Raw genomic sequence first — 16,472 nt, forward strand, 5'->3', positions numbered from 1 at the left:
TCGGAAAGGCCCAATAGTTCCAGGACCGGAAGGCCCCGGCAAAGTATCAATGCTCTGCGCCATGAATAAGATCGTGGATATATTGAAGCTTCACCGTCACGGGATGCGAGAGCACGAAGGGATAGAGGTCCGGCTGGCCCATGCTGCGGTTGACGCCGTTGATGGCGATGGTGAGCGGCACCCAGGCATTGATCAGTTCGTCGACGCTCCCGGCGGCGTAAGGCTCGAAGCGGGCATCGATCTTCCGCGTGTTCGCGGGGCCAAAGCGCGATTTCACGTCGATCCCATAGGCGAGGGCGGTCTCGATGGCGTCGACCATGTGGATGTAGTGGGCCCAGCTTTCGGCGAAGTCCTCCCACGGATGGGCGGTCGCATAGGCGCTGATGAAGGAGTCCTGCCAGTCCGCCGGCGGACCGCTTTCGTAATATCGCTGCAGGGCAGCGCCGTAATCGTCCCTTTCGTCTCCGAAGACCGCCCGGAACGATTCGAATTCCTGGCCATCCCGCACCAGCCTGTCCCAATAATAATGCCCGACCTCGTGGCGGAAATGGCCGAGCAGGGTGCGGTAGCTTTCGCCCATCGACCGCCGGCGGCTTTCGCGTTCGACATCGTCGGCCTCCGCGATGTTGAGGGTGATGACACCCTCGTCATGGCCGGTCATCACCCGTTCGACGGTTCCGTCGGGGCGGACCACGTCGGCGACGAAATCGAAGACGAGCCCGGAATCGGGGTCCTCCGCGCGGCTGCGGGTCGGCAGGTGCCAGCGCATGAGCGAGCGGAAGAGATAGCGCTTCGCCAACTCGATCTTCTGCCATTTCAGGTGGTTCTCGGGAAAGGAGAGATCCGGAATCGTGCGGTTGTGGCGGCAGGATTCACAGAAGGTCTCGCCTCCCTCCGGCACGAGCCAGTTGCACACGTCATATTTCTCGTTCTCGCAGAAGAAATAGCGCTTCTCCGGGTCGGCGAGCGCCCGCCACGCGTCTCCGTCGGGTTCCAGCGCGGTCATCTCGAAGCGATCCTGCAGGTAGCCGATGCGATGATGGCAGTTCACGCAGAACGTGTTGTCGAAATGCACGGCGAGGCCGCAGTGCTGACATTGGAAGAGCTTCATGGTCGAAAATCCAAAAACAGGCCCGGCCCGAGAGGGGCCGGGCATATGAACACCGCCGAATGGGCGGTCACACGAACAGCACGATCGAGCGACCCGCGAGTTCGACCGAATTGCCGTCTTCCCCCGCCCGCGGATCGGCATCCTCGGGCAGGTTGGTGTCGACGACCGCCTTCCACGGCCCCCGCTCGCGCTCGGGGAGGGTGAAGACCACCGGTCCGTCATGGGCATTGAAGGCGATGATGGCCTCCTGCCATTCCTCGGTGCCCTCGTGCCAGGGGTGGTTGGAGAGATAGACGGCGATCGAGCGGGCGGCAGGATCCTCCCACTGTTCCGGCGTCTGGTCCTCTCCGCCGGGATTGAGCCAGCGGACGATCATGCCGTCGCGGAAATTGGCGCGCCGGAGCAGGGGCTGGGATTGCCGCAGCGACACGATGCGGCGCACGAAATCGGTAAGCGCCCTGCCGTCCTGCGTGATGCCCGACCAGTCGACCCAGGAGATCTCGTTGTCCTGGCAATAGGCGTTGTTGTTGCCGTGCTGCGTCCGGCCGAATTCGTCTCCGGCCAGGATCATGGGGGTTCCGTGCGAAAACAGCAAGGTCGTCAGGAAATTCCGCTTCTGGCGCTCGCGCGTGGCGCGAATGGCCTCGTCGTCCGTCGGTCCTTCGGCGCCGTAATTGTAGCTGCGGTTGTCGCTGTGGCCGTCCCGGTTGTCCTCGCCGTTGGCCTCGTTATGCTTGTCGTTGTAGGAGACGACGTCGTTGAGCGTGAAGCCGTCATGGGCGGTGACGAAATTCACGCTCGCCCAAGGGCGCCGGCCGCGAATGTCGTAGACGTCGCCGGAGCCCGTGACCCGGGCGGCCAGCTCGCTGAGCTGGCCCGGCGTTCCCTTCATGTATTCCTTCACGGTGTCGCGATATTTGTCGTTCCATTCGGCCCAGCCCGGGGGAAAGCCGCCGACCTGATAGCCGCCCGGCCCGATGTCCCAGGGCTCGCCGACCAGCTTGACGCCGGACAGGACGGGGTCCTGCCCGACCGCGTCGAAGAAGCCGCTCCTCTGATCGAAGCCCGCCGGCTCGCGCCCGAGGATGGTGCCGAGATCGAAGCGGAAGCCGTCGACATGCATGTCCGTCGCCCAGTAGCGCAGCGAATCCAGGACCATCTGGAGCACGCGCGGATGGGAGGTGTTGACCGTGTTGCCGGTACCGGTGTCGTTGATGTAGTAGCGGGGCTCGCCCGGCATGGTGCGGTAATAGCTGAAATTGTCGATGCCCTTGAAGGAAAGGGTCGGCCCCAGTTCGTTGCCCTCGGCCGTATGGTTGTAGACGACGTCGAGGATCACCTCGATGCCGGCCTCGTGGAAGGCGCGCACCATGTCGCGGAAGCCGGCGAGCCCCCTGGGGCCGAGATAGCGCTGCTCCGGGGCGAAGAAGGCCATGGTGTTGTAGCCCCAGAAATTCGACAGGCCCCTGTCCATCAAATGCTGGTCGTCCGGGAAGGCGTGGATGGGCATCAGCTCGACCGATGTGATGCCGAGGCTGCGGATGTAGTCGACGACCGCCTTGTCGCCCATGCCCTCGAACGTCCCCCTGAGCGCCTCGGGAATGGCGGGGTGAAGCTTGGTGAAGCCGCGGACATGGGTCTCGTAGAAGATCGTCCTGGTCCAGGGAATGCGGGGTTTGGCATCGCCCTTCCAGTCATATTCGCCGGGGTCGACGACGATGCATTTGGGCATGCCCCCGGCACTGTCCTCCTCGTTGAAGGAGAGATCCTTTTCCTCCGCATCGAAAAGATAGCCGAACTGGGCGGACGACCATTCGAGTTCGCCGTGGAGGGCCCGGGCGTAGGGATCGATCAGCAGCTTGTTGGGGTTGAAGCGATGGCCGTTCTCGGGCTCGAAGGCGCCATGCACGCGGTAGCCGTAGAGCGTGCCCGGGCCAACGCCGGGAAGATAGCCGTGCCAGATCTCGTCGGTATATTCAGGCAGCGTGATGCGCTCGGTTTCCTTCCCGCTGCGCGGGTCGAACAGGCAAAGCTCGACGCTGTCGGCATGTGCGGAGAAAATCGCGAAATTCGTTCCTTCACCATCCCAATTGGCCCCAAGCCTGATCGAAGACCCGGATTCGACCGTCCGGGAAGTACATTTTTCATACGCCATCATTATTCCTGGAGAGTATTTTTTCGAAAGGCCGCAACGAAAACGAGGCAGGAACACAATTGTTGCAGGCGTTTCTGACAAAATGTTCACTTGTGCCGGGACGGGATTGAGAGCCGACCTCGGCGAAGGCGGAACATTCGCGCGGCATCTTCGTTGACAGGGCGCCTTGCGCCTGTCGGGTCCGTCGTCGAACCCCGCGGGAGACGTGTACGGATATCCGCGAACCTGCATTCGGAGTTGCTGGTGACGATCCCTACGGAACTTTTCAGACCCTTCGGCCGAAGGTATCATGTCACCGGCCTTCTCCTCTCGGTTCCCCCATGGCCGAGCCTCGTTCGGGAGCCGAGCGCGGATCGTATCTCGCTTTCGATGGAACCCTGCGTATGAACATGCACTTTGCCGGAGAGCGCCGCACCTTTCCGAAGTCCTGGGGCGCTGAATTTCTTCGCGAAGGCGAGGTGCGTTTCCGCGTATGGGCGCCCGGAACCGACAGTCTTTCGCTCCGGCTCGGCGGCGTCGATACTCCGATGTCCGAAGCGGGGGAGGGCTGGTTCGAGCTTCTCGCCACGGGCGTGGAACCCGACGCGCCCTATGCCTTCGTTCTCCCCGACGGACTGGCGGTGCCCGATCCCGCCTCCCGGGCGCAGGCGGGCGACGTGCACGGCCAATCCCTCGTCGTCGACCCGACGCGCTATCTCTGGCAGGACGTGGACTGGCGGGGGCGGCCCTGGGAAGACGCCGTCATCTATGAGCTTCATATCGGGACATTCACCCCCGACGGCACATTCCGCGCGGCGATCGAACACCTTGCCCATCTGGTCGAACTCGGCGTCACGGCCGTCGAGATCATGCCGGTCGCCCAGTTCTCCGGCGAGCGGGGCTGGGGCTATGACGGCGTGCTTCTCTATGCGCCGCATCGCGCCTATGGCACGCCCGACGACATGAAGGCCTTCATCGATGCCGCCCATGGCCATGGCCTGATGGTGCTGCTCGATGTCGTCTACAATCATTTCGGACCGGACGGGAACTATCTGCCGGCCCTTGCCCCCGCGTTCTTCCATCCGGAACGCAGCACCCCGTGGGGTGCCGCGATCGCCTATGAAAAGCAGCCCGTGCGGCATTTCTTCATCGAGAATGCGCTCTACTGGCTTGAGGAATTCCACCTCGACGGGCTGCGGTTCGATGCCATCGACCAGATCCGGGATACCGAATCGGAGACCGAAATCCTGATCGAGATCGCCCGACGCATCCGTTCGGAATTTCCCGGCCGTCACATTCATCTGACGACCGAGGACAGCCGCAACATCACCGCCCTGCACGAGCGGGGCGACGGCAAAAAGGTCGTGCACTTCACGGCCGAGTGGAACGACGATTTCCACAATGCCGCCCATGTCGTCGCCAGCGGCGAGGTGGACGGCTATTACGAAGACTTCGCGGAGGATCCCTGGGGAAAACTCGGCCGGGCGCTGGCCGAAGGCTTCGTCTACCAGGGAGAGCGTTCACCCCATGCCGGCGGCAGCCCGCGCGGGAAGGCCAGTGCGCATTTGCCGCCGCTCGCCTTCATCGACTTCCTCCAGAATCACGACCAGATCGGCAACCGTGCCTTCGGGGAGCGTCTGTTTTCCCTGGCGTCCCCCGAGCTTCTCAGCGGACTGTATGCGATCCTGCTCCTGTCGCCGCACGTCCCCCTGATCTTCATGGGCGACGAATGGGGCGAGACGCGCCCGTTCTGCTTCTTCACCGATTTCCATGGCGAGCTCGCCGAGAAGGTGCGGGAGGGCCGTCGCGCGGAGTTCACGAAATTCGCGGTGTTCGCCGATGCCGGCAAGCGCGATACCATCCCGGACCCCAACGCCGTCGAAACTTTCCTGGCCTCGAAGATCGATTGGGAATGCGCGAACAGCGCGACGGGCAAGGCGTGGCTGTCCTATGTGACGGCCCTTCTCGATCTGCGCAGGCGGCGCATCGTGCCGTTGCTGGGCGCCGGCACGGGACATGCCGGCACCCTCCTGCGCGCCGCGGACGGCGTGATCGCCGTGGACTGGACCCTGGGCGAAGCCCTCGTCCAGCTGCGCGCCAACCTGCGCGACGAGGAGAGGGAAGTGCCGCCAACCAGCGGAGAAGTCGTCTTCGCGGGTTCGGAAAGCGCCCGCGACACATTCGGCAGACGCGACCGGCTGCCCGCTCATTCTGTCTTGCTTGCCATCGAGTAGAGCGTTGCCTGAAGGGGTGACGGGTTATCTCAGCCGATAAATCGCTCGAAGACAAAAAGTCAGAGCAAAGTTGCGGTTCGAGAGAACCGTAATTTCGCCGGGCCGGCACCGCGTGGCGGGCCGCGCCGCTCGGTGCGCGGCCTCCCGGCCCCGCCGCCGGATCTCGATAATGCTGGAAACCGACATGACGCTGCCGCTCGCCACCTATCGCCTCCAATTCCGCAACGGGATGACATTCGACCGCGCCGTCGAACTGGTGCCCTATCTGAAGCGGCTCGGGGTGAGCCATCTCTATGCCTCTCCCATTTTTACCGCGACGCAGGGCTCCACGCATGGCTACGACGTCTGCAGCCATCTCGAATTCGATCCGGCTCTCGGCGGCCAGGCAGGATTCGATCGGCTGAGCGAGGCCCTCAAGCGCGCCGGCCTCGGGCTCGTCCTCGATATCGTACCCAACCACATGGCCGCGTCGCTGGAAAACGACTGGTGGCGGAGCGTCGTCGAATGGGGCGGCAGAAGCCCCTATCGCTTCCATTTCGATATCGACCGCGACGAGAAGCTCACCCTTCCGATCCTCGGCTCCTCCTTTGCCGACGCCCTCGCCAGGGGCGAGTTCGCCGTGCGGCCGGATGGCGGCACGGGAAGGCTTGTCTTCGCCTATTTCGACCACGCTTTGCCGCTCGATCCCGCGAGCTATGACGACATCCTGCGTCTGACCGGCGAGCCGCTCGGCGCCATGATCGCGGCATGCGCCCGGCAGGCAGAGCCCGCGTCCGAGCACCGGATGCACCGGGACATAAGGGCGCTGCTGGCGGACGAGCCGGCCGCGGCCCGGCTCGAACAGGCCCTCGCGGCGCTGTCGAAGGAGCCCGGCTTCCTCGACGGCGTCCATGCCGCGCAATCCTGGCGGCTCCTGTTCTGGAAGGACGCCCGCCGGCATCTGAGCTACCGGCGCTTCTTCGAGATCACCGGGCTCGTCGGCGTGCGGGTCGAGGACGCGCAGGTGTTCGACGATGTGCACCGTTTCATCCTCGACCTCGTGCGCTCCGGCCGCGTGGATGGCCTGCGGGTCGATCATGTCGACGGCCTGGCCGATCCCACCGGCTATCTCGAGCGCCTGAGGCGGGAAATCGGGCCGGATGTCTACCTCACCGTCGAAAAGATCCTCGGGGAGGGGGAAGACCTTCCCTCGGAATGGCCGATCGCGGGCACGACCGGCTATGAATTCATCGCGGCGCTGGCCGACCTGCTCGTGGACGGCGGCCGCAAGGCGGCCCTGGACGAAAGTTACGCCTTGGCCGTCGGCGCGGTGCCCGATCTGGAAGCCGAGAGGCTGCAGGCCAAACGCCTGATGACCGGGCGCAATTTCGAGACCGAAATGACGAAGCTCGTCCGCCTCGCCGCCGCCGCGGCAGCGAATGACGTCATTTCGCTGGGAGCGGACAGCCTGTCTCGGGCGATCGCCGGCTTGATCGCCGCCTTTCCGGTCTACCGCACCTACGGCACCGAGGCGGGCATGCCGGAGCCTGATCGCTATCTCCTCGATGAGGTCGCCCGGCGCGTCCCGATCGGGGAGGGGAACGATGGCGAGGCGTTGCGTTTCGTGCTTGGCCTTCTGAAGGGGGAGGCGTCCGGCAAAGACGCCGGCCGCGCGGCGGAGTTCCGGCTCCGCTTCCAGCAGCTGACCGGCCCGGTCACGGCAAAGGCGGTCGAGGATACGCTGTTCTACCGTTGCAACCGCTTCATCGCGGCCAATGAGGTCGGATGCGATCCGGCGGTAGCCTATGGCTCGCTCCAGCGCTTCCACGAGGCGATGGTCCGCCGCGCGCGCCTGCAGCCCCTGGGCATGTCCACCACGGCGACGCATGACACCAAGCGCGGCGAGGATGCACGGGCCCGGCTCTATGCGCTCAGCGAGGCGCCGGATGCCTGGGGCGGCGCCGTCGCACGCTGGCGCGGCATGCATGCCGGGCTGGTGCGTGCGCTTGCGGGCGGACCGGCGCCCGAGCCGGAGACCGAATGGCTTCTCTACCAGGCGCTCGCCGGTGTCTGGCCGGAAGGAGCCGAAAGCGCTGGCAGAGCAGCCCTACAAGATCTCTCCGCGCGTTTCATCGGCTATGTCGAAAAATCGCTGCGGGAGGCCAAGCGCCGCACGAATTGGGAGGACGTCGACGAAGTCTATGAGGACGCGGTCAAATCCTATGCCGGACGGCTGGTCTCGGACGAGAACCGTGCTTTCCTCGTGGATTTCGCGGCGGCCCTCGCCCCCTTCATAAAGGCAGGGACGCTCAACAGCCTCACCCAGACGCTGGTCAAGATGACGGCGCCCGGCATTCCCGACATCTATCAGGGAGCCGAGATGCAGGATCTGAGCCTCGTCGATCCCGACAACCGACGGCCGGTCGACGTCCGCGAGCTGTCCCGCGGGCTCGACGACGACGCTTCCCATGCCGCCGGCGAGCCTTGGCTCGGCTTCAAGCAGCATCTGATCGCGCGATGCCTGGAATTGCGCCGTGCCCATCCGACCCTCTTCGAAGCGGGCAGCTACGTTCCGCTCGAGGTCACCGGCCCCGGCAGCGGCCATGTCGTGGCGTTTGCCCGCGTCCTCGGCGAGGAAGCGGCGATATCCGTCGCGCCGCGGCTCGCCTTCGGCTTCGCGGGGAGGGGAGAGACGCCGCCATGGACTGAAGCCGTGATCGATCTTGGCGCGTTGGGCCGGGAGCGCATGCTGACCGACGTCCTGACGGGACGGCGTTTCGATCCGGCCTCCCGCCTTTCCGTCGCCGCCGTGCTGCAGGCCGGTCCGGTGGCGCTGCTCACGACGATGGGGAGCGGCGCCATCCCTTCGGAGCCATCCTGACGAAACGCGGCGCCGATGAAGCGATCGACAAGCGGGCGCGCTTCGAGGATGTTGTGCAGGATCTTCTCTTCGATCCCATCGGCCGCGAAAACGCAGGACAGATCCTGGCGGGTATCCGGAAGGGCGGTGGAGAGGTCGGCCCTCGGGGCAAGGTCGCCTCGTCGTCACCGGATCCGGGCCGGCCGATCCGCGAACGCCGGCCTTCACCGCGATGGAGCCTGAACGCCCATGATGATCGTGCAACGCCTCGTCTCCGCCGGCAGCGGCGACAAGCTCGAACGCCATTTGATAGAGCCCGGCGAGCAATTGCCGGCCGATGCCCGCTGGATCGATCTTCTCGAGCCGACGCGGGAAGAGGACCGGCATGTCGAGGAACTCCTCGGCATCGCGGTGCCGACGCGCGACGACATGGTCGGGCTGGAGCCTTCCGAGCTGCTATGGACTGAAAATCGAGCCCGCTACATGATCGCCCGGTTGCTGGTGAAGCCGGATGCCGGCGAGCCCGAGATGGCGGCGGTCACGTTCATCCTGACGGACAATACGCTGGTCACCGTCCGATACAGCGAGCCGAAATCCTTCGACATGTTCCTCAATCGGGCCACCAAGCCGGGCGGCTGCGGGAGGACGGCCGAAGCCCTCCTCGCCGGCCTGGTCGAGGCCATCATCAACCGCGCCGCCGACATGCTGCAGGAGGCAGGCTCCCAGATCGATGCCGTCTCGGAGGCGGTGTTCAGGGAAACGGTGAGGCCGGGTGACCGCAACGCCTCGTTGCAGCGGACATTGCGCCTGCTGGGACGCCATGGCGACTTCGTCTCCAAGGCGCGCGAAAGCTTCGTATCGCTGGAGCGCATGCTGCTGTTCCTGTCGGCGAATTTCGACGCGGACCACGTCGCCCCGGAACTGCGCGAAGCGATCGGGACGACGCTGCGCGACCTCCAGTCCCTGGAGGAGCATGCGAGCTTTCAGTCCAACAAGATCCAGTTCCTGCTCGACGCGACACTGGGGCTCGTCAATCTCGAGCAGAACAACATCATCAAGCTGTTCTCCGTGATGGCGGTGATCTTCATGCCCCCGACGCTGGTCGCGTCCGTCTACGGCATGAATTTCGAACATATGCCCGAACTGAAATGGGAGTATGGCTATCCCATGGCGCTCGGCATGATGGTGATCGTCGCGGTCGCGCCCTATTTCCTGTTCCGCTGGAAGAACTGGCTCTGAGGCAAGCCTGGCCCTTACGCGCCGCTCGTCTGGCCGCTCGTTTCCTGTGACGCCTTCACCACGAGAACGGGCACCGATTTCGACGCCGGCACCTTGCTGCCTTCGGCATGGTGCCAGAGTGGCACCAAGGCGTTGAGCTCGGGATAATAGCCCGCGACGCATCCGCGCGGGATGGCATAGGGCACGACGCGCAGGCCCCGGACGATGCGCTCGACGCCATCCTGGGCGCCGGAGACGCGCGAAACCGTGTCGGCGTCGGCAAGGCCGAATACGTCCATGTCGGCAGGATTCATCAGGCAGATGTCGCGCGTGCCGCGGATGCCGCGGAAGCGATCGTCATAGCCATAGACGGTGGTATTGAACTGGTCGTTGCTGCGCAGGGTGATGAGGCGAAGCGAGTCCGGCCGGATGCAGCCGTCGTCGAATCCGGTGGCGACGATGGCGCGCGCGGCTGCCCGCGCGCCGAAATATCGTTCTACGATTGAAAGCCATCGGCATCGCATCCATACCAAATAGCATTTCCTCGACTAAACAATGTCTTACCGGCGACAATTCCGACACCGGTTTCATTCCGTTGATGGCTCGCCGGGCGGTCGTTTCTATCTATAATCTGGGCAAGACCGCGAAGGGGGGTATCGGCTGCAGGCTTTCGCCCGGGGCGGGGCATCATGGGGCTCGGCGGTGCCTTACAGCCTCATTTCACTGGTTTCATATTGCTCGACAACTGTTTGCCAAACCTCACATTTCAGGCCTGGATGGCGACCGTCTGAAAGCCGGCAAGGGCGAACCGATGGGCGGGAGAGGGGGCATGACGGCCATCGAGGCACGCCTGATCGACGAGGGGCGGCCGAAGGGCCGCCCCTGCTGCCGAGATCCGGACGCCCTCGGGGAGCGGCGAACGGATCGCGGAGGACGGGCGAACCGCCGTCAGCGATTGCCGCCGTGGGACGCTTCGCCGCCCTTGCGGCCGGCTTCGGAGGCCCGGGTGCGGTCATTGGCGAAATTGCCGCCGGACGCCTGTCCGCCCTTGCGGCCGGCCTCGGATGCCAGCCCCGGATTGCGGGAAAAGCTCCGGCTCTCATTCGGCACGTTCTCGCCGCCCTTGCGCCCCGCTTCGGCAGCCAGGCCCGGATCCCGGGAGAAGCTGCGCTTTTCGGCCGGAACGCTCTGTCCGCCCTTGCTTGCGATACCGCGCTGCTTTTCGTCATCCATGGACGCAAATCCGCGATTGGATGTGCTCATGACAATCTCCCTTCATCGCCTCACCTCGATGTGCCGAGGCACGAGCGACAAACGACCTGAGACTTTCCGGGTTCCGTAAGAAATGGGCCACCACAAGAAATGCCGAGCCGACGCTTCGCTGAAATTCAGTCATATCCAGTTATTTTGAGAGATATACGTTTGATATATACGAAATATAAGGCTATTTCAACCAAAATACATTATGTATTTATGAAATATTCACCCAGTAACTCTTTTTGATTTTCGGTATTATTTCAAGCACGTAAGCCATTCCGTATTTGCGCCAACCGACGCTTGACGATGGCGGGGCCGGTTGGGTGCGCGCGAGGGCTTGGATAACCCCCGCAATCGCGTGCGGGCCGGCACCCGCCGTCCCAGAGGCCTGCGAGAGAAATTCGGCTTCGACGCATTGCGATTTTTGCATAACCTATTGTTCGGACTATTTTTTAATCAAAACCTCCGTCGATGTTTCCGAATTCTCCATCGGCTCGATGCAGGACGGGACATCGGAGCTTATGCGCGTCGAAGCCGGACATGCCGCTGCGCCGGCCCAACAGGGTGCGGTGCCAAGCCACAGTTTCCGGAGACTTCACTTCGAGACCACACGCCCGGCACCGATCCCGGATCGTTCCAGCCCCACGCAATGGCAAGCCTAAAATATTCCATAATATATCTTATGCGAATAAAGCCTTGACCCTTCCGGCACGATTCCGAGGCCTCAGCCGCCGCGTTCGCCGCTCTCGCCTCCTTTCGGCTTGCCGCATGTGCGGCATGGCGCTATCGCCCGTCGCTTCGGTTTCATCGCCTATGTCGAGAGCGTCATGCTGACCCGTCTTTTCCCCCTGTGGGCCGTGCTGGTTTCCATCGCCGCCTATGCCGTGCCCGCGGCGTTCCTGCCGATTGCGCCAGCGGTGACATGGCTGCTCGCCCTGATCATGTTCGCCATGGGCGTCACGCTCCAGCTCGCGGACTTCCGGCGGATACTGTCGCGCCCGGCGCCGGTGATCGCCGGCCTCTTGCCTGCACTACCTGATCATGCCGCTCGCGGCGTGGCTGATCGCCAAGGCGCTGCAGATGCCGCCGGAGCTGTCGGCCGGGATGATCCTGGTGGGCAGCGTCGCCAGCGGCACGGCCTCGACCGTCATGGTTTATCTGTCCGGCGGCGACGTGGCGCTGTCTGTGACCATCAGCGCGCTGTCGACCTTCGTCGGCGTGGTGGCGACGCCCCTGCTGACGCGGCTCTACGTCTCCGCGGAGATCGCCGTCGACATCGGCGGCCTACTGTGGAGCATCCTGCAGATCGTCGCCATCCCGGTCGTGCTCGGCGTCGTCGTCAACCACCTGCTGCATCGCGCGGTCAAGCGGGTCGAGCCGGCCTTGCCCCTGATCTCGATGGCGGCGATCCTCGCGATCATCGGCACGGTGGTGGCAGGCGCCCAGGGCAGCATCGCCACGGTCGGCCCGGTGGTCCTGGTCGGCGTCGTCCTGCACAACGGCCTCGGCCTGCTCGGCGGCTATTGGGGCGGCCGGCTGCTGGGCTTCGACGAGTCGGTCTGCCGCACGCTCGCCCTCGAAGTCGGCATGCAGAACTCGGGACTGGCCGCGACCCTGGGCCGGGTTTATTTCTCGCCACTGGCGGCTTTGCCCGGCGCCCTGTTTTCGGTCTGGCACAATCTCTCGGGGTCGCTGCTGGCCGGATGGTGGTCGTCCCGTCCGCCCGTGCGCGGGCCTTCGGCGTCCGACGCGGCGTCGCGGCTATCCTGAGCACCCGATCTCCGGCCAAAATAGTTAGGCAAATACAAAACTATTTCTTGCATCCCGATCGGGATCGAGATAGTTAGTCATATGCCTAACCAACAAACGCCGCTCGATCTCGTCTTTCACGCCCTCTCCGATCCGACGCGCCGTGCCATCGTCGAAAGGCTGAGCCTCGGCCCGGCATCGGTGAGCGAACTGGCGCAGCCGGTTGCAATGTCGCTGCCTTCGGTGATGCAACATCTGCAGATCCTGGAGAGCAGCGGCCTCGTGCGTTCGGAGAAGGTCGGCCGCGTCCGTACCTGCCGCGTCGAACCGACAGCGCTTCAGGCCGTCGAGCGATGGGTGAACGAGCGGCGGCAGCGTTGGGAACAGCGTCTCGATCGGCTCGGCGATTATCTCGCTGCGCTTCCCGATGAACCCAGCCGGAAGGAATGATCCATGTCCCAGCGTTCCGTCACCCACGCGACCTTCGCCCTGGAACGTCTCTATCCCGCCTCGCCTGCACGCGTGTTCAACGCCTTCGCCGATCCGCAGGCCAAGGCCCTCTGGTTCGGCGGGCCTGATGAATGGGTGAAGGGCGAGAGGACCTTCGATTTCCGCGTCGGCGGACGCGAGACCAGTTCGGGTGGCCCTGTCGGCGGCCAGATGCATGCGTTCAACTGCCTCTACCAGGACATCGTGCCGAACGAGCGCATCATCTATACCTATGACATGGCCCTCGACGGCGTCAGGATATCGGTATCGCTGGCCATCATCGAGATCAGGGCGGACGGCGCGGGCACCCGGCTGGTGCTCACCGAACACGGCGCTTTCCTGGACGGCTACGACGATCCGGCCGGCCGGGAGCACGGGACGGGCTGGCTGCTCGACAAGCTCGGGAAATCCCTCCAAGCCGATGCACCCGCCGCGTGATAGGCTGGAAGCATATGCGCCCCTCCTGCCCCGGCTCCCGATGACCACCACAGCACCTTCCGGCACCGCATCGGCCGATCTTTCCGTCGATGCGGCCTTCTGCCGTCTTCTCTGCGGCAGTTTCGCCCGCATCGTCGGCGGCTTGCTTGTTCCCGCCTCGCTCCCCGAGGCCCAGGCCGCCGCCTGGCTTTATCGCGAAGCCCCCTTCTGCCTGCTCGCTCACGACACCGGCGACGATCCAAAATTCATCTATGGAAACATGGCTGTGCAGCGATGTTTTGAATATGGATGGGAGGAGTTGACCCGGCTGCCGTCGCGTCTTTCCGCCGAGCAGCCGGACCGCGCCGAACGCCAGCGCCTGCTCGAGATGGTGCTTCGGCAGGGCTATATCAGCGATTATCAGGGCATACGCGTCGCCAGGTCCGGACGGCGCTTCCGGATCGAGGGGGCGACGGTCTGGGAATTGCGGGACGCCGACGGCCTGCGGCACGGCCAGGCCGCCATGTTCCGCTCGTGGCGGGATCTCTGAGAAGCGCGACGGGCGGGGAGCGGGGTCCTACCGGACGATGAGCGCCGTTCCGTAGAGTCCGATGGCGAAGACGGTGTGGCCGATGAGGTTCAGAGCGCGGACCTGCATGGCATTCGGCAGTTTGGAGGCGGCCCAGCCGATGCCGAGGCCCGGCTGGAGAAGAAACCACCCGGCCCCGACCGTCACGATCCCCAGGATCCAGGCCGGGATGAAGCTCGGCTCGGCCAGCCACCCGCTCCCCATCACCGCGACGAGGATGATGCCGTAGAGGATGCCGACGGCATAATGCCCGATCCAGCCTAGAGCGAGTTCATGCGCATAGGCGGGCGACCGGGCGATGTCGTCGTGGAAAACCTGGCCATGGCGCAAGTGCCAGAACCATCGGCCGACCATGCCCCAGTTCGGCAAGGCGAACCCGAAGACCTTGTTGAGGAGGATCGCCCAGATGTCCAAGAGGACGGTGGCCCCGATGCCGATCGCCACGGCGCGCCATAAAATGTCAAACATATCGCTGTCCCCCAGAGGTTGAAACAAAGACGAGGCATATCAAAGGGAAACAGGGTTTCACTTCGTTATTTCATGAACTCGGCCGTCGTCGGCGGCCAGGGATTCGGCTTCCTCGGGCGCCGCCGTGACGATCCTCCTCGCCAGGGAGGCGGAAAATCCGCCGCGCACCATGACGGCGACCTCCTTGTGCGGGTCGAATTCCCTGTCGGGGCGCCGCCACGGGCCGATCCTGCGCCGGCGGGCCAGCCGTGCGGCGGCGACCTCTTCATGTCGTCGCCGCTCATCCGCGTCCAGGGCCTCGGCGACCAGCGTACGATCCACCCCTTTGGCGCCGAGGGCGGCTTCGATCCGACGCACCGAAAGGCCGCGGCTGCGTCCCGAGCGGATCTTCATCTCGACGAAGGCCGCGTCGTCGACGAAGCCGTTGCGCGAGCAATAGTCGATGGTGCGCTCGATCATGGCGGCGGCGTCTGCATCGGGTGCGAGCCGGCGCTGCGCCCTCCGCGCCAGCACTCGCCGGAGACTGGCGATATTGCTGGCGCGCTGGCCGAGATAGTGCATGGCCGACTTCCGCATCCAGATCTCGTCCCGGCTGAGGGATGTGTCGCCCGCCATCTCGCTTCCTGCCCGGACCGCGAGACGCCGCGGTACGATTCGCCTTCCTTTTGAAAGGAAACTTGCCGCATATTGCCCGGCGGCGCCATCGTCTCCTTTCATTTTTCAGAGGGTTCCCGCAATGACCGACACGGATGGACATTCTACGCAGGCGCACCCGTGGAAGCATGACGGCGTGCGCGTCATTCCCGGCGGCGAACTCGATCCCAACACCGCGCAGACGCCGGGCATGGACCGCAAGGCAGCGATCAATTTCGCCCGTGTGGGCGCCCAGAAGATCTGGGCGGGCACCGTGACCATCCACCCGAACGCCAAGACCGGCGCGCATCATCACGGGCACCTCGAAAGCGTGATCTATGTCGTCAAGGGCCGCGCCCGCATGCGGTGGGGCGAGCATCTCGAATTCGCCGCCGAGGCCGGGCCGGGGGACTTCATCTACGTTCCGCCCTATGTGCCGCATCAGGAGATCAATGCCAGCCCGGACGAGGTGCTCGAATGTGTCCTGGTCCGCAGCGACGGCGAGGCCGTCGCGGTCAATCTCGACATCGAGCCGGTCGAAAAGCCCGAGGCCGTGCGCTGGATCGATCCGATTCACCGGACGTGATGCCGGTGTCCGGCAGCGAGGAGCGGCTTGACAAGGCATGCCCGGGCCGGGCACCTGACACGGCTCTTCCAGCCAGGCGGTTTGCATGTCCCCTTCCCTTGTCATCTTCGATTGCGACGGCGTCCTGGTCGACAGCGAAATCCTGTCGGCCGAAGTGGAGGCCGAAGCGCTGCAGGCCCTCGGCGCCGAGGTGACGCCACAGGACGTGATGCGCCTGTTCCTCGGCCTCACCCAGGCCGACATGGAAAAGCGCGTCGAGAAGGATTACGGTATCAAGCTGCCGGAGGACCATGCCTGGGTGACCAGCCAGATGCTCCGCAAGGCCTATCTCAGCCGTCTCAATCCCATTCCGGGGATCCGGGAAGTGCTCGAGGGCCTCGAAATTCCCTTCTGCGTCGCGTCCAACAGCCCGCCGGCCAAGCTCGGGCTCGGGCTCAGCGTCACCAATCTCTACGAATTGCTCTATCCCAACATCTTCTGCTCGAAGCTGGTCGCCCGCGGCAAGCCTGCGCCCGACCTCTTCCTCTACGCCGCCAAGACGATGGGGGTGGCTTCATCCGATGCCGTCGTCGTCGAGGACAGCGTGGTCGGCATCAGGGCGGCGAAGGCGGCGGGCATGCGGGCCATCGGCTTCGTCGGCGGCCTCCATCACATGCCGCCGAGCGAGAGCGCCCTCACCGCAGCCGGCGCCGACGACATCGCCTACACGATGGCCGAAGTGCGGAACCTGATCGGCGCGTGAGCCTCG

15 protein-coding genes are annotated in these 16,472 nt (G+C 64.6%); 9 read left to right on the top strand and 6 right to left on the bottom strand.

Translation table 11 applies throughout. The annotated features are described in order from the left end of the window. Window positions 1–46: 46 nt before the first annotated feature. Complete coding sequence (locus J3R73_RS13720; RefSeq protein ID WP_307427677.1) at window positions 47–1,111, bottom strand: zinc-binding metallopeptidase family protein; 1,065 nt, start codon at window positions 1,109–1,111, stop codon at window positions 47–49. Window positions 1,112–1,178: 67 nt separating this feature from the next. Beyond that, window positions 1,179–3,266, bottom strand: a complete 2,088-nt coding sequence (gene glgX / locus J3R73_RS13725; RefSeq protein ID WP_307427679.1) for a glycogen debranching protein GlgX — start codon at window positions 3,264–3,266, stop codon at window positions 1,179–1,181. Between the two features lie 383 nt (window positions 3,267–3,649). Here glgX and treZ point away from each other — a divergent pair, with 383 nt between their 5' ends. The 3 genes from treZ to J3R73_RS13740 all read left to right on the top strand — a co-directional run bounded on the left by treZ (window position 3,650) and on the right by J3R73_RS13740 (window position 9,557). After that, entirely contained in the window at window positions 3,650–5,479 is a 1,830-nt protein-coding gene (treZ, locus tag J3R73_RS13730) for a malto-oligosyltrehalose trehalohydrolase (protein ID WP_307427681.1), read from the top strand. 184 nt (window positions 5,480–5,663) lie between these two features. After that, window positions 5,664–8,339, top strand: coding sequence for a malto-oligosyltrehalose synthase (gene treY, locus J3R73_RS13735; protein WP_307437325.1), 2,676 nt, complete (start codon window positions 5,664–5,666; stop codon window positions 8,337–8,339). A gap of 228 nt (window positions 8,340–8,567) precedes the next feature. After that, a complete protein-coding gene (locus J3R73_RS13740) occupies window positions 8,568–9,557 on the top strand; it encodes a magnesium transporter CorA family protein (RefSeq protein WP_307427683.1) in 990 nt (329 codons plus the stop codon). A gap of 14 nt (window positions 9,558–9,571) precedes the next feature. On the opposite strand, the gene J3R73_RS13745 is transcribed toward J3R73_RS13740, so the two are convergent. Together J3R73_RS13745 and J3R73_RS31520 are read right to left on the bottom strand one after the other, a co-directional pair. Beyond that, the gene (locus J3R73_RS13745) at window positions 9,572–10,060 is read right to left on the bottom strand and encodes a molybdopterin dinucleotide binding domain-containing protein (protein WP_307437328.1); all 489 of its coding nucleotides are present in this window, start codon (window positions 10,058–10,060) and stop codon (window positions 9,572–9,574) included. A 424-nt stretch (window positions 10,061–10,484) separates the two neighbouring features. Beyond that, window positions 10,485–10,799, bottom strand: a complete 315-nt coding sequence (locus J3R73_RS31520; protein WP_370879914.1) for a con-10 family general stress protein — start codon at window positions 10,797–10,799, stop codon at window positions 10,485–10,487. Window positions 10,800–11,834: 1,035 nt separating this feature from the next. On the opposite strand from J3R73_RS31520, the gene panS reads away from it, so the two are divergent. From panS to J3R73_RS13775, 4 genes are all read left to right on the top strand, one after another. Then, on the top strand, window positions 11,835–12,563 hold the full coding sequence (gene panS / locus J3R73_RS13760; RefSeq protein WP_307427685.1) for a ketopantoate/pantoate/pantothenate transporter PanS: 729 nt from the start codon (window positions 11,835–11,837) through the stop codon (window positions 12,561–12,563). An 81-nt stretch (window positions 12,564–12,644) separates the two neighbouring features. Next, window positions 12,645–12,992, top strand: coding sequence for an ArsR/SmtB family transcription factor (locus tag J3R73_RS13765; protein ID WP_307427687.1), 348 nt, complete (start codon window positions 12,645–12,647; stop codon window positions 12,990–12,992). A 3-nt stretch (window positions 12,993–12,995) separates the two neighbouring features. Then, the gene (locus J3R73_RS13770) at window positions 12,996–13,469 is read left to right on the top strand and encodes an SRPBCC family protein (protein ID WP_307427688.1); all 474 of its coding nucleotides are present in this window, start codon (window positions 12,996–12,998) and stop codon (window positions 13,467–13,469) included. A 40-nt stretch (window positions 13,470–13,509) separates the two neighbouring features. Beyond that, window positions 13,510–13,998 carry an MEKHLA domain-containing protein gene (locus tag J3R73_RS13775; protein WP_307427689.1) on the top strand — a complete coding sequence of 163 codons (489 nt, stop codon included), beginning with the start codon at window positions 13,510–13,512 and terminating at the stop codon, window positions 13,996–13,998. Between the two features lie 27 nt (window positions 13,999–14,025). Here J3R73_RS13775 and J3R73_RS13780 read toward each other — a convergent pair whose 3' ends face one another. Together J3R73_RS13780 and J3R73_RS13785 are read right to left on the bottom strand one after the other, a co-directional pair. Then, on the bottom strand, window positions 14,026–14,505 hold the full coding sequence (locus J3R73_RS13780) for a DUF2938 domain-containing protein (protein ID WP_307427691.1): 480 nt from the start codon (window positions 14,503–14,505) through the stop codon (window positions 14,026–14,028). Window positions 14,506–14,562: 57 nt separating this feature from the next. Continuing rightward, window positions 14,563–15,120, bottom strand: coding sequence for a regulatory protein RecX (locus J3R73_RS13785; RefSeq protein WP_307427694.1), 558 nt, complete (start codon window positions 15,118–15,120; stop codon window positions 14,563–14,565). Between the two features lie 121 nt (window positions 15,121–15,241). On the opposite strand from J3R73_RS13785, the gene J3R73_RS13790 reads away from it, so the two are divergent. Continuing rightward, window positions 15,242–15,724, top strand: a complete 483-nt coding sequence (locus tag J3R73_RS13790) for a cupin domain-containing protein (protein WP_307427695.1) — start codon at window positions 15,242–15,244, stop codon at window positions 15,722–15,724. Window positions 15,725–15,809: 85 nt separating this feature from the next. Next, entirely contained in the window at window positions 15,810–16,466 is a 657-nt protein-coding gene (locus J3R73_RS13795; protein WP_307427697.1) for an HAD family hydrolase, read from the top strand. The last annotated feature ends 6 nt before the right edge of the window (window positions 16,467–16,472 follow it).

The organism is Labrys monachus (assembly GCF_030814655.1).
Lineage (GTDB): Bacteria > Pseudomonadota > Alphaproteobacteria > Rhizobiales > Labraceae > Labrys > Labrys monacha.